This is a genomic window from Lachnospiraceae bacterium oral taxon 096, from assembly GCA_018141845.1.
Lineage (GTDB): Bacteria > Bacillota > Clostridia > Lachnospirales > Lachnospiraceae > F0428.
Genome location: CP073340.1, coordinates 278392 through 292948 on the forward strand (window position 1 = coordinate 278392; position 14557 = coordinate 292948).

Consider the following 14557-nt stretch of genomic DNA (forward strand, 5'->3'; position numbering starts at 1 on the left):
TCAACACATAGCAAATAACGAACGATTATAATACAATCGTTCGTTATTTGCTATTTTTCCTGTTATTGATTTTTAATTTTCTCTGCAAGTTCCTCCAAATACGCCCATCTATCCATTTTTTCTAGGAGCTTGGTCTCTACTTCCTCCTTTTTCTTTGTCACTGTGGCTAGTTTTACATAGTCCGATGCCACTGCAATTTCCTCTTTTTCTAAATCTGCAAGTTTTTCTTCTAAGGCAGCAATCTCTTCTTCAATCACCTCAAAGTCCTTTTGTTCCTGATAAGTAAACTTTAACTTTTTTTCTCTCTGCTTCCAAGTGACCTTAGAATTTCCAGATGCCTCCCCTTCCTTCTTTGATGGAGTGGCAACATTTACTGCCGATTGCTTTTTCCCGACCTTATTCCAGTAATCTGTATAACCACCCTCATATTGCGAAATCTGTCCATTCCCCTCAAATGCAAAAATTCGTCGAACTGTTCGATCGAGGAAATAGCGATCATGAGAAACAATGATAACCACTCCCTGAAAATGATCCAAAAAGTCCTCCAAAATGGTCAGTGTTGCAATGTCTAAATCATTGGTTGGCTCATCAAGAATCAAAACATTGGGAGCTTCCATCAACACCCTCAGTAAATTAAGTCTCCTCTTTTCTCCTCCAGAAAGTTTTTCAATGAATGTGTATTGCATCTGTGGAGTAAATAAAAATCGCTCAAGCATTTGGGAAGCAGAAATCAATCCATCTTCTGTGCGAACATACTCTGCTGTCTCCTTAATATAATCAATAACTCGCATTTTCGGATCCATATAAGCAATGCCCGCATTGGAATCCCTCTCCATCTCTTGACTATAATAACCAATCTTTACTGTCTGACCAATCAAAATTTCTCCTGCATCAGGTTGAACCTGACCAATAATCATCTTCATCAAGGTAGTCTTTCCACTGCCATTGCTTCCAACAAATCCAATGCGATCATTCTTTAAAAAGATATAGTTAAAATCTTTAATCAATGTCCTTCCATCATAGCTTTTATTGATATGTTGAAGTTCAATAATACTTCTACCTAAACGAGAAGAAATAGAGCCCATCTCGACTTTTCCCTGTTCCTTGAAGTCTTGTACATTTTTCATTTCTTCGTAGCGCTCAATTCTTGCCTTTTGCTTTGTTGACCTTGCCCTCGCTCCTCGTCTTATCCACTCCAACTCCGTGCGAAGAATCGATTTTCTCTTTCTCTCAGAGGCCAGAAGCATCTCTTCCCTCTGTGTCTTTAGCTCCAAAAATCCTGTATAATTGGTATGATAGGAATATAATTTTCCTTGATCTAACTCAACAATCGAATTTGTCACTGCATCAAGAAAATAGCGGTCATGAGTAACCATCACCAGTGCAGCCTTTAATTTTTTTAACTTTTCTTCCAAAAACTCATTCATTTCCAAATCTAAATGATTTGTCGGTTCATCAAGCACAATGACATCCGCCGGTACACTCAACACTCGCACGAGAGCTACTTTCTTTCTTTGCCCACCACTGAGTAATAAGGTCTTTTTGTCAAACTCATGAATGCCAAGCTCAAGCAACATCGCCTTCGCATCAGCACGAATGGCCTCAATATTATCTGCATTTTCTGTTCCCTTGACGGCCGAGGCAAGCACGGTTTCTTCTGAGTCAAATTCTGGATTTTGAGGCAAGTAGCTAATCACAATGTGATTTGCCTTTACATAGGTTCCCGCATCTAGCTCCTCACATCCTGCAATAATACGAAGTAATGTGCTCTTTCCTGAACCATTGACACCAATAATTCCAACTTTCTCCCCCTCGTGAAGATAAAAATCAGTCTGATCTAAGAGCTGTCGCCCAATAAAATTTTTCTCTGCCTTCTCGATATTAATGAGATTCATCTCTGCCTGTCTCCCCCGCTTTTAATTCCTCTGTTTCTTCTATTTTTTGCCTTGTCCAAAGATCAAGTTCCTCTCTCAATTCAGTCAAATACTTTGAAAAAGCTGTGTTCTTTACAGCATAAGTAAATTGTAAAGTGTATTCCAGTGGGATCCAAGTTTGAATATCTGATTCATCATGTGAAATCACGGCCTCTAATTTATCCAATGCCTTATAAGTCTTGGCCTCTATGGTCTTAAGATCTTCCATCTCCCTTAAAAGCTCTTGCCACTCTCTTTTTTGTGATTCAGGAAAAGTTTCTACCCAAGAAGTAAAAATTTTCTCCTCTTCCTTGACATCCGCATCTGTCTTGTCAAAAAACGGTATATCTCCTGTAAATGCTTCACCTAAGTCATGAATTAAACACATCCGAATCACTTTATTCATGTCCACCTTGGCAAATTCCTCTTCCCAGGACAAGAGCATTGCCATTAGTGCCATTCGATAAGTATGATCTGCGACACTTTCCTTTCGATTTTCCTCTGTGTAGCAATGGCGAGTATTCACCTTCAATCTCCCTGCAATTTTTAAAATTTCTAAAAATTCTGTTGTTGTCATCTCCTACCTCCCTAAAAAATTATCACTGATTACCATTCTATCGATATTCAAGAATCTCTTCAAGTCATAAATTCCAGTAATATTTAACCAACGAAAAAACGACATTGTAAACTACCTACAATGCCGTTCTCATCTATAAAACTATTCTTATTCATTAGAGCGCGAGACGGGACTCGAACCCGCGACCCCGACCTTGGCAAGGTCGTACTCCACCAACTGAGCCACTCGCGCAAATTCATACCTTCAAAACCACATATCAAACACCATCTATCCATTTCCAACCAATCCGACTTGTTGGTTAAACCCTCGACCGATTAGTAACAGTCAGCTAAGTATGTTGCCACACTTACACCTCTGCCCTATCTACCTCGTCGTCTTCAAGGGGTCTTACTACTTGCGTATGAGATATCTCATCTTGAGGGGGGCTTCACGCTTAGATGCCTTCAGCGTTTATCCCGGCCCGACTTGGCTACCCTGCGATGGGGTTGCTCCCCAACAGGTGCACCAGCGGTCAGTCCATCCCGGTCCTCTCGTACTAAGGACAGCTCCTCTCAAATATCTTACGCCCACGCCGGATAGGGACCGAACTGTCTCACGACGTTCTGAACCCAGCTCGCGTACCGCTTTAATGGGCGAACAGCCCAACCCTTGGGACCGACTTCAGCCCCAGGATGCGATGAGCCGACATCGAGGTGCCAAACCACTCCGTCGATGTGAACTCTTGGGAGTGATAAGCCTGTTATCCCCAGGGTAGCTTTTATCCGTTGAGCGATGGCAATCCCACTTTATACCACCGGATCACTAAGTCCTACTTTCGTACCTGCTCCACCCGTCGGTGTCGCAGTCAAGCTCCCTTCTGCCTTTGCACTCTTTGAATGGTTTCCGACCATTCTGAGGGAACCTTTGAGCGCCTCCGATACCCTTTCGGAGGCGACCGCCCCAGTCAAACTCCCCATCTGACAGTGTCCCCCACCCGGATCACGGGTGCAGGTTAGAAATCCAATCATACAAGGGTGGTATCCCAACAGCGGCTCTGCAAAGACTGGCGTCCTTGCTTCTTCGCCTCCCACCTATCCTGTACAGGTATAATCGAATCCCAGTATCAAACTAGAGTAAAGCTCCATGGGGTCTTTCCGTCCTGGCGCAGGTAACCAGCATCTTCACTGGTACTTCAATTTCACCGGGTGCATTGTTGAGACAGTGCTCAAATCATTACGCCTTTCGTGCGGGTCGGAACTTACCCGACAAGGAATTTCGCTACCTTAGGACCGTTATAGTTACGGCCGCCGTTTACTGGGGCTTCAATTCAAAGCTTCGTTGCCTGACTTCTCCTCTTAACCTTCCAGCACCGGGCAGGCGTCAGCCCATATACCTCACCTTTCGGTTTCGCATAGACCTGTGTTTTTGCTAAACAGTTGCTTGAGCCTATTTTCTGTGGCCATCCCGGAGGATGGCACCCCTTCTCCCGAAGTTACGGGGTCATTTTGCCGAGTTCCTTAACAATGCTTCTCCCGCCGGCCTTAGGATTCTCTCCTCATCCACCTGTGTCGGTTTACGGTACGGGCACTTATTATACAATAGCGGCTTTTCTTGACAGCTCCTTCTCCAACTTCCCTACTTGATTTCGGTCCGCATCACCTATTCCTGTTGCATGGCGGATTTTCCTGCCATACCAGTACTTGGCTTGCCCCAGTCTTTGCATTCCTGGGTTTGGATACGTCTCTGTGTCCCCACATTTCTGATAATAAGCGGTACAGGAATCTAAACCTGTTGTCCATCGACTACGTCTTTCGACCTTGCCTTAGGCCCCGACTTACCCAGAGCAGATCAGCTTTACTCTGGAAACCTTAGATATTCGGCCTGAAGGATTCTCACCTTCATCTCGCTACTCATTCCGGCATTCTCTCTTTTTATTACTCCACTGCTCCTTATCGGTACAGCTTCTACGCCTATAAAAATGCTCCTCTACCAATGTATTGCTACATTCCTAAGCTTCGGTGTTGTGTTTTAGCCCCGGACATTTTCGGCGCAAGACCTCTCGACTAGTGAGCTATTACGCACTCTTTGAATGTGTGGCTGCTTCTAAGCCAACATCCTAGTTGTCTCTGAAATCTCACATCCTTTTCCACTGAACACATACTTTGGGACCTTAGCTGTAGGTCTGGGCTCTTTCCCTTTTGACTACCCAACTTATCTCGTGCAGTCTGACTCCTGTTCATCATTTCGATGGCATTCGCAGTTTGATATCTCTTAGTAAGCTTTGACGCCCCCTTAAGAATTCAGAGCTCTACCTCCATGAAACTAAAACAAGGCTAGTCCTAAAACTATTTCGAGGAGAACCAGCTATCTCCGGGTTCGATTGGAATTTCTCCCCTATCCACACCTCATCACCACCCTTTTCAACGGATGTGTGTTCGGTCCTCCATTCACTTTTACGCGAACTTCAACCTGGACATGGATAGATCACCCGGTTTCGGGTCTACATCCACTGACTATCTCGCCCTATTCAGACTTGGTTTCCCTTCGGCTTCACACCTGTAGTGCTTAACCTTGCCAGTCAATGTAACTCGCCGGACCGTTCTACAAAAAGTACGCGGTTGTGCGTTCATGTATCGCACTTCCACAGCTTGTAAACATAGGGTTTCAGGTTCTCTTTCACTCCCCTCCCGGGGTCCTTTTCACCTTTCCTTCACAGTACTATGCGCTATCGGTCACTAAGGAGTATTTAGCCTTGGGGGGTGGTCCCCCCGACTTCCCACAAGGTTTCTCGTGTCTCGTGGTACTTTGGATCCTGCTCGCTGTCTATTGCTTTCCCATACGCGGCTCTCACGCTTATTGCCAGCTTTTCCAAAACTGTTCTGGTAACAAATCGACTCACTTGTTGCAGTCCGTAACCCCGCGGTGCACGCACCACGGTTTAGGCTCTTTCGGTTTCGCTCGCCGCTACTCCCAAAATCGAGTTTTCTTTCTTTTCCTCCGGCTACTTAGATGTTTCAGTTCACCGGGTTCCCTTCCATACGTTATGTATTGGCGCATGGATACTTGGAGTTTGTCCAAGTAGGTTTCCCCATTCAGATATCTACGGATCAAAGGATATGTGCTCCTCCCCGTAGCTTTTCGCAGCTTATCACGTCTTTCATCGGCTCTTAGTGCCTAGGCATCCACCCTACGCTCTTTATGTTTAACCAACTTCGTCATCTTCTGCGGTGAAGATCACTTTCTCAGATACTAGCGTGTATCTAGTTGGTCGGTTTGGTTTGTTTCTTTTTTCGGATACTAAATCATTGCGATTTAATATCACCTCGGATGTCTAAAATATTTAATCAAATATTCTAAATCTGTTTGATATGCAGTTTTCAAAGTACGATGCTAGATCTCTCTAGCGAGTGGAGATGGAGAGATTCGAACTCTTGACCCCCTGCTTGCAAGGCAGGTGCTCTCCCAACTGAGCTACACCCCCATAAATTTGGCACCCACCTACTCTCCCATACCGTCTCCAGTATAGTACCCTCGGCCGCTTAGGTCTTCACCATCGTGTTCGGGATGGGAACGGGTGTTACCCCTAAGCGCATCGGCACCAAAAAGGTTGATGACCTTGGATTAAAGATTAAACAGTACCCACAACCCCTACTTCTTCCTTAGAAAGGAGGTGATCCAGCCGCACCTTCCGATACGGCTACCTTGTTACGACTTCACCCCAGTTATCCTCCCTGCCTTCGGCAGCTCCCTCCTTGCGGTTGGGTCACTGACTTCGGGCATTGATGACTCCCATGGTGTGACGGGCGGTGTGTACAAGACCCGGGAACGTATTCACCGCAGCATGCTGATCTGCGATTACTAGCGATTCCAGCTTCATGTAGGCGAGTTGCAGCCTACAATCCGAACTGAGACGTTATTTTTGTGATTGGCTTGACCTCGCGGTTTCGCTTCACTTTGTTTACGCCATTGTAGCACGTGTGTAGCCCAAATCATAAGGGGCATGATGATTTGACGTCATCCCCACCTTCCTCCAGGTTATCCCTGGCAGTCTCCCTAGAGTGCCCATCTGACTGCTGGCTACTAAGGACAAGGGTTGCGCTCGTTGCGGGACTTAACCCAACATCTCACGACACGAGCTGACGACAACCATGCACCACCTGTATCCGCTGTCCCGAAGGAAAGTTCCCATTACGGAACCGTCAACGGTATGTCAAGACTTGGTAAGGTTCTTCGCGTTGCTTCGAATTAAACCACATGCTCCACCGCTTGTGCGGGTCCCCGTCAATTCCTTTGAGTTTCATTCTTGCGAACGTACTCCCCAGGTGGAATACTTAATGCGTTAGCGGCGGCACCGAAAGACTATGTCCCCCGACACCTAGTATTCATCGTTTACCGCGTGGACTACCAGGGTATCTAATCCTGTTTGCTCCCCACGCCTTCGAGCCTCAACGTCAGTTATCGTCCAGTAAGCCGCCTTCGCCACCGGTGTTCCTCCCAATATCTACGCATTTCACCGCTACACTGGGAATTCCACTTACCTCTCCGACACTCTAGCTTCACAGTTTCCAAAGCAGTCCCGGGGTTAAGCCCCGGGCTTTCACTTCAGACTTGCCAAGCCGTCTGCGCTCCCTTTACACCCAGTAAATCCGGATAACGCTTGCCCCCTACGTATTACCGCGGCTGCTGGCACGTAGTTAGCCGGGGCTTCTTAGTCAGGTACCGTCATTTTCTTCCCTGCTGATAGAGCTTTACATACCGAAATACTTCTTCACTCACGCGGCGTCGCTGGATCAGGGTTCCCCCCATTGTCCAATATTCCCCACTGCTGCCTCCCGTAGGAGTTTGGGCCGTGTCTCAGTCCCAATGTGGCCGATCACCCTCTCAGGTCGGCTACTGATCGTCGCCTTGGTAAGCCTTTACCCCACCAACTAGCTAATCAGACGCGGGTCCATCTTGCACCACCTCAGTTTTTACCCCTGTACCATGCGGTACTGTGGTCTTATGCGGTATTAGCAGTCGTTTCCAACTGTTGTCCCCCTGTGCAAGGTAGGTTACCCACGCGTTACTCACCCGTCCGCCACTCAGTCTGTTATTCTTCCACCCGAAGGTCTCCAAACAACAGCTTCGTTCGACTTGCATGTGTTAAGCACGCCGCCAGCGTTCATCCTGAGCCAGGATCAAACTCTCATGTTTAAGTTTTTGATCTAGGTCATGATTGCACTAGCAATTTGTATCCTATGATTACTGAAGCTTTGTTTTCACAAAGCCAAAGGTTTTATTACATTCTTGAAATTCTTTAAGAAATTTCAGGGTTATGTGTACTGTTTAATCTTTAATTTTCAAGGTTCTTTGTTGTCGCTTCGTCAGCGACTCAGATATAATATCATAGTACTATATCTGCGTCAAGTATTTTTTTGATTTTTTTTATTTTTTATTCAAACCTTATGATAAATCAACTAACTCCTCTAATTTTGGCGGATCAAAGTGGAATCCAACGCCAATACTTCCACTCTTCATCACAATTTCTGCCGCATACTCTGTAGCCATTTTCAACGCCCTCTGCACATCTTGGTCTTTCAAATAACTGACCAAAAAAGCAGCAATAAAAGAGTCTCCTGCCCCCAGTGCATCCTTTGCCGCCACTGCCTTGACATCCTGCTCATAGTAGTTCTTGCCATCATAGGCAAAGGCTGATTGCGTCCCTCTCGTTCCAATGGCAATTTTGCACCCCGCCTCCACAGCAGAGCGTAAAACAGACTTTGTCTTCTCATCATCTAAGTGACTGCACGAAAAAAATCCATAGTGAATATAGGGTGCCATTTCTTTAATTTCTTTTTCTGTAAATACTTCATAAAAGTCATAGCAAACCTTAATCCCTCTGTGCGATAACATTTCAATTTTTTCTCTGGAAACATTGGCACATCGCCCAGCACAGAGCACATCAAATGTCTCAATATATTGAAGTTCCTCTTCCGTAAATTGGATAGGATTTTTATCTGCTGCTCCTTCTTGATTCCACATCAAAAAAATGCGGTCGCCATCTTCCTTCAATTCCACAAGGCTGTATCCACTGGAGCCTTTTTCCCTTCGACAAGCACACATATCCACACCCAAATTCTTCAATGTGTCCTGCAAATATCCTGCCGCCAAATCTCTAGCAAAAACACCTAAAAAGCCAGCTTCTTCGCCCAGTAATGCGACATTACAGGCAATATTATACTCATTTCCTCCCGGAAACATTTCCTTATGTGCTGGATAGATGTCCATTGTCGGTACACCCGTCCCCAATATTCGTATTTTTCTCATTCGTCTTTCTTTTCTTCCCAAAAATTTACTGGCTCATAATCTTGCAATTGAGCCAAAAATCCCCTCTCTTTCAATTTTTCTTGAACCAAATCAAGAATCTCACTGCTTTCTGCCACAATGGTGTGGTAGTGATATCCGGCCGTTGTATTCTTCAGTAGACTTGATTTTCCCGTGCGAATATCTTCCATAAAGCGTTCAATATCGATGCGGCTTTTAATATCCAATTTGGCACGCACCACGCCGTAAGCTCTATGATAGACAAATACATCCTCAACCACTGCTCCACAATCGACAATTAAGCTCAACTCCTCCTCCACCTCATTGTCACTGTGAACAACTTTAAAAATTCTTTTTGCTTTCTTGTTCAGACAAATATAGCCCGAACTGGTTGCTACGATTTCATCGCCTGATGCACGCAATATTGCCATATCCTGTACTATGACTTGTCTACTCACTGCACAGAGTCTTGCCAATTCCTTTCCAGAAACAGGAATGCTACTCTCTTTAAGAATTTTCATTATCTTTTCTCTTCGTTTTGCTGCCTCCATATATTTCCTCAATCTTTTCTTTTAATGCTATGCGATAGGGTTTTTCCAATTTTGCCTGCTGAAGAATCTCATCCTGACAAAATACTTCTTCGGCTTCGCCCTCTGCCAATATTTTACCATGAAATAACACCATGACACGCTCAAAATTTTCTAACACAAAATCCATGTCGTGCAAGATAGCAATCACACATTTTCCCTTTGCCCTGAGCACTTTAATGATATTTGCAATTCTATCCTTTCCCACACTATCTTGTGCAATGGTTGGCTCATCAAGAATCATAACTTTTGGATCCATTGCAATAACACTGGCAATTGCGATCATCTTTCTTTCTTGTAAACTCAAATCATAGGGATTGGCCTGTGCTTGATGGGAAAGTCCCACCATCTCTAGTGCCTCGTTTGCCATTTCTTCAGCATTTTTCATTCCTAAATTTTTCGGGCCAAACATCACTTCTTGTAAGACATTCGATTGAAAGATTTGGTCATCTGGATTTTGGAACACATAGCCAACCTCTTTCGCTAGGCTTGCCACCGTTTTTTCCTTGATATTCTCTCTGCCATATAGAATATCACCTTTCTGCGGGCTCAACAATCCCTTTAGTAATTTGACTAAAGTGGTCTTTCCCGCACCATTTTCTCCCACAATCGCAGTAGAACGGGCATCTAGAGAAAGAGAGAAATCTGAAAAAATAGGGGAATCCTCGACATAAGAAAAATCCATTCCTTGAATGCGAAATACCTCTTCTGCTTGATAACTTTCTCTTTTTTCATCTAGTGAAAGATTCACCTTCTGTTTCACACTTTGTAAAAATTCTTCTGCGGTGATCGGATAGCGTCCTTGTGCTGTCTTTATATTGTGTTCTCTTGCTATACGAACATAGATTGGAGGGGCAATCCCTAGGTCTGTTCTCTGTAAAACTTCTTCTGTCTTTCCAAAGGCAATGCATTTTCCTCCCTCTAGTACCAACAACTTGTCACAATGTCTTGCCATCAATTCTATCTTTTGCTCGACAATGATGATGGTCTTGCCCTCTTTTGCCATGTCTTCTACAATTGAAAATATTTCCTTTGTTGCTCTAGGATCTAGCTGTGATGTTGGCTCATCAAAAATCATCACCTTGGGATTCATCACAAGCATTGAGGCAATCGCCACACGCTGCATCTGTCCACCGGAAAGCAAAAATGGATTTTTCTCTCGGTATTCCCATATACCCAATTTTTTTAATACTTTTTCGACTCGCCTGTGAATTTCATCCCTTGGAATCCCCAAATTTTGAAGCCCATAAGCAACTTCTCCATAGACATTGTCCTTTGCTCCTGATAGTTGTGTAAATGGATTTTGAAAGATCATTCCAACATCTTCGCACATCTGCTCCACTGGACATTCCCCCACAACCTTTTCTCCTACTCTTACCCGTCCACCATAGGCTCCTCGGTAGAAATTTGGAACTAGACCAATCAAAGCTTGAGCCAAAGTGCTCTTTCCCGATCCACTTCTTCCTATCACACCAATAATTTCTCCCTGCTCAATCTCCACATTGATGTCATCCAGTGCCAGTTTATTCATCCCTGGATAGCGATACTTTAAATGCCCAATAGAAATGATCCCCATTTTACTAACCTCCACAAAAATGCAATTAAAAGAATAAGCCCACACATCCACAGTATCACTCGATCTGCATTTGTTTTCTCTTTCCTATCTAAATAGGTCTTTTTTGTCTTTCTTCCAAACCCTCGAACCTCTAGAGCCATGGCCCTTTCTCTGGAGGCATTGAGTGCACTAATCACTACAGGAGAAACTAATGGCAATGTGGCACGAATTCGTAGCCAAAGATTGCCATCCACCTCCATTCCTCGACTTCTTTGTGCATCAATAATGGCATCCTTTGTTCCAAGCATTTGAGGCACAATTTGAAATACCGCAATAATCATGTAGCCCATTTTTGTTGGCATTCCCATTTGTTCTAATTCTTCTACAAATTCATCGATGGAAGTAGTCAACACAAAGACAGCAAAGGCAAAGAGCATATTAAAGAGATTAAGCCCTAGAGAAAGTGCATAGAGTAATCCCTCTCGAAAAAACTTCGCCATAAAAATATGAAAGACTTGCGTTTGATTGTGCTTATAAAACATTCCTTGAATAATGAAAATCACCACCACCAAAGTAATCGAAAATCCAAAGAGTGGAAGTGCTCGGAAAAACACCTTTCCACTCCAAAGGAGTGCTAAGCTACAGAGTATAGTCACCACAAAGAGCCATCTCTTTCCAACCAATAATGGCAATAAAATAGCTGTCAGTGCATACACAGCCATTGTACATGGATGCAGGCGATTTAGCCATGTTCCTCTATTTTGATATAATTGCATTAGTCCAACCTCTCAATCTCTGTATTGACATCATACAGTGCCACTAGTTGTTTTGGTAAACCACGAAGTAATTGCCTAGCAATAAGGACAGTAATGACCTTATCGGGAATATCTACCACCATCTCATCGACAAAGGAACCAAAGAGCAAACTCATTCCTCTTGCCTGTGTCAAGCCAAATAATGCATCCCCCCAGACATTGCCCGTAGTACCTCCCCAAAACAAAATATTGAGCGGTGTCGAAATGCACACGGCAACCAGTCCAGCCACAATGGCCGTAATCACTGCACCGACTGGTGTCCTCACCAAATCAAGCCGTGCCAAAAGTCCAACAAAAAAGCCAATTCCCGCACTGGTGAGCGAATAAATTAAGGTGATGTTATCTCCCGTTGTCAATCCATAAATCAAATTATTGAATGCTCCACACAGTGCGCCAACAATTGGTCCACCAAGACATGCCCCCATACAAGTTCCAATGGAATCCAGCCAAAGTGGCAATTTTAATAGCGTTGCAAAAAACTTTCCCAAGTAATTCATTCCGATACAGGCTGGAATCAACACCACCACTGCTGTCGAAAACCTTGTTTTGAGTAACTTTCCCATGATGACCTCCATTTTCTAGCTGACAAGACAGCTGTAAATACAGTCACATCATACTTCTAGCACTCCTTTTTGTCAAGATTCTTCAGTGATTTTTCCAATGTAAACCAAAAACACACACCCTCTTTTGTGTTATACACACCACAATGTTGATGATGAGCTTCCACAATCGCCTTGACAATAGACAAACCAATGCCACTTCCGCCATAACTTCTAGAATGTGCCTTGTCCACCTTGTAGAACTTATCCCAAAGATGTTCCAAATCCTCGTCTGAAATACTTTTTCCTGTATTCTTTATGCTCACACACACACCGTCTTCTTCTTTCAGTTCAATCTCAATTTTTCCTGGCTCACTGACATGGTGAATGGCATTGCTCACAAAGTTTGTTACCACCTCTTCTATTTTAAATTCGTCAGCACAAACAAAAATAGATGCGTCCCCTTCCAATGTCATTTCCACATTCTTATCGACAAGAAGAATTTTTGTTGAGTCCATCACATCGTGAATGAGTTCACAAATATCAAAGGTAGACAGCTGCATTGACTGTGTTCCTGATTCGAGGGCACTTAAATTTAATAATTGCTTGACCATTAAATTCATCTTCTCTGCCTCATCCATAATGACTTCTGTGTAGTAATTTCTGCTCTCCTCATCCTCACAAAGACCATCATTTAGCCCCTCAGCATACCCCTGAATCAAAGCAATCGGTGTCTTTAATTCGTGAGAGACATTGGCGATAAATTCCCTTCGCATCTCATCAATTTCTTCCTTTTTCTTGATGTCCTCTTGGAGCAGAGCATTGGCCTCCTTTAATTGTGCAATGGTTTCTTTTAACTTCTGTGCCATCACATTCATATTTGTTCCCAACACCCCAATTTCATCCAAACTATTGCCCACATATTGAGCATCAAAATCCAGTTTTCTCAATCGCTCGGAGACTTGAGCCAAATCTTGAATTGGTTTTGTAATATGTCTTGCAATCGTGTAACTAGCTATGGTCGCAAGAATAAGCGTGACAATTCCAATATAGAGCAAAAAGCGGTTAGACAAATCCACACTCTCTTTTAGACCTGCAACTGGCGTTGACATCAAAATCATACTCTGATTGTCTCTACTATAGCCGAAGCATTCAATATAGACATAATCTGTATTCTGCACACGGTGAATCATAATGCGATAATTTTCATTCTTGTAAATGCTAGTGACCCCATTGCCTTTTGTACTGTCAAACAGTCCTGCCCGAACTCTCTTATCTAACAACTCGCCATCTCTTTCATTAGAAACAACGCCTACATTGGTAACGGAATCCACAACCGCTACCGAAAGATTATATTTATTGGAATAACTTTCGATTAAATTTCCTAATTTTTTTAGTGTGTCTGTGTCATCTGAAATCGCCGTGTCCTTATTTTCTCTGGTTATAATAATTTTATCTATGCTCTCATAGGCATTTTTAATTACCCCCACCTTTTGAGCACGATAAAACAATTCAAGCCCAAATGTATTGAGCAAAAATAGACTCGCAAAGAGCAGACAAATAATGCCCCAAATTAAAAATGTCAGCTTTGCCTTGATGGAATATCTATGCATTTTCCACCTCAAACTTATAACCCATTCCCCAAATGGTCTTAATATACTCTCCCTTTGTGCCCATCTTTGCTCTCAACTTCTTGACATGGGTGTCAATGGTTCTGGCATCTCCAAAATAGTCATAGTTCCAGACATTATTCAAAATCTTTTCTCTAGACAGTGCAATCCCCTTATTCTCCATAAAGTAATTGAGCAACTCAAACTCCTTATAGCTAAGTTCAACAATCTTTCCATCGATACTCACTTCGTGAGCAGCCTTATCAATGACAATACCACCCATTTCAATTTTTTCTTCCTCTACCCCAAAACTTCTTCTCAAGATAGCCTCGACTCTCGCCACCAAAATTTTAGGACTAAATGGCTTTGTGATATACTCATCTACTCCCAAAGAAAATCCCTGCAATTCATCTCTTTCCTCACTTCTTGCTGTCAGCATGATAATTGGCACATTTGAATTTTCCCGAATAATACGCAAAGTCTCCCACCCGTCCATCTTTGGCATCATAACATCAAGTAAAATCAACTTGATATCTCGATTGGCCATAAATTTTTCTACGGCATCTTCCCCATTTTCTGCTTCCATTACCCGGTAGCCCTTAATCGACAAAAAGTCTTTCACTAACTTTCTCATTCTCGCCTCATCATCTACCACCAATATTTTTACTGCATCCATCAT

At 43.5% G+C, this 14557-nt stretch carries 9 protein-coding genes, 2 tRNA genes and 3 rRNA genes; all 14 read right to left on the reverse strand.

The window, feature by feature from the left end; genetic code table 11:
* Window positions 1-62: 62 nt before the first annotated feature.
* The 14 genes from J5A74_01330 to J5A74_01395 all read right to left on the reverse strand — a co-directional run bounded on the left by J5A74_01330 (window position 63) and on the right by J5A74_01395 (window position 14554).
* Window positions 63-1895 carry an ABC-F family ATP-binding cassette domain-containing protein gene (locus tag J5A74_01330; GenBank protein QUI96028.1) on the reverse strand — a complete coding sequence of 611 codons (1833 nt, stop codon included), beginning with the start codon at window positions 1893-1895 and terminating at the stop codon, window positions 63-65.
* A complete protein-coding gene (locus J5A74_01335; GenBank protein ID QUI96029.1) occupies window positions 1882-2490 on the reverse strand; it encodes an HD domain-containing protein in 609 nt (202 codons plus the stop codon). Before J5A74_01335 ends, J5A74_01330 begins: the two co-directional genes overlap by 14 nt.
* A gap of 158 nt (window positions 2491-2648) precedes the next feature.
* A tRNA-Gly gene (locus tag J5A74_01340) sits at window positions 2649-2721 on the reverse strand.
* A gap of 62 nt (window positions 2722-2783) precedes the next feature.
* Window positions 2784-5678, reverse strand: a 23S ribosomal RNA gene (locus tag J5A74_01345).
* Between the two features lie 199 nt (window positions 5679-5877).
* Window positions 5878-5950, reverse strand: a tRNA-Ala gene (locus J5A74_01350).
* A gap of 4 nt (window positions 5951-5954) precedes the next feature.
* Window positions 5955-6072, reverse strand: a 5S ribosomal RNA gene (gene rrf / locus J5A74_01355).
* Window positions 6073-6132: 60 nt separating this feature from the next.
* Window positions 6133-7662, reverse strand: a 16S ribosomal RNA gene (locus tag J5A74_01360).
* The 16S, 23S and 5S rRNA genes sit together here with 2 tRNA genes alongside, the layout of an rRNA operon.
* A 249-nt stretch (window positions 7663-7911) precedes the next feature.
* Window positions 7912-8775 carry a hypothetical protein gene (locus J5A74_01365; protein QUI96030.1) on the reverse strand — a complete coding sequence of 288 codons (864 nt, stop codon included), beginning with the start codon at window positions 8773-8775 and terminating at the stop codon, window positions 7912-7914.
* On the reverse strand, window positions 8772-9323 hold the full coding sequence (locus J5A74_01370) for a transcription repressor NadR (protein QUI96031.1): 552 nt from the start codon (window positions 9321-9323) through the stop codon (window positions 8772-8774). The genes J5A74_01365 and J5A74_01370 overlap by 4 nt, the downstream gene beginning before the upstream one ends.
* The gene (locus J5A74_01375; protein ID QUI96032.1) at window positions 9280-10935 is read right to left on the reverse strand and encodes an energy-coupling factor ABC transporter ATP-binding protein; all 1656 of its coding nucleotides are present in this window, start codon (window positions 10933-10935) and stop codon (window positions 9280-9282) included. The genes J5A74_01370 and J5A74_01375 overlap by 44 nt, the downstream gene beginning before the upstream one ends.
* Entirely contained in the window at window positions 10908-11690 is a 783-nt protein-coding gene (locus tag J5A74_01380) for an energy-coupling factor transporter transmembrane protein EcfT (protein ID QUI96033.1), read from the reverse strand. The genes J5A74_01375 and J5A74_01380 overlap by 28 nt, the downstream gene beginning before the upstream one ends.
* Window positions 11690-12292 carry an ECF transporter S component gene (locus J5A74_01385; protein ID QUI96034.1) on the reverse strand — a complete coding sequence of 201 codons (603 nt, stop codon included), beginning with the start codon at window positions 12290-12292 and terminating at the stop codon, window positions 11690-11692. Before J5A74_01385 ends, J5A74_01380 begins: the two co-directional genes overlap by 1 nt.
* A gap of 56 nt (window positions 12293-12348) precedes the next feature.
* A complete protein-coding gene (locus J5A74_01390; protein ID QUI96035.1) occupies window positions 12349-13881 on the reverse strand; it encodes a HAMP domain-containing protein in 1533 nt (510 codons plus the stop codon).
* Window positions 13874-14554, reverse strand: coding sequence for a response regulator transcription factor (locus tag J5A74_01395; GenBank protein ID QUI96781.1), 681 nt, complete (start codon window positions 14552-14554; stop codon window positions 13874-13876). The genes J5A74_01390 and J5A74_01395 overlap by 8 nt, the downstream gene beginning before the upstream one ends.
* Window positions 14555-14557: the final 3 nt, after the last annotated feature.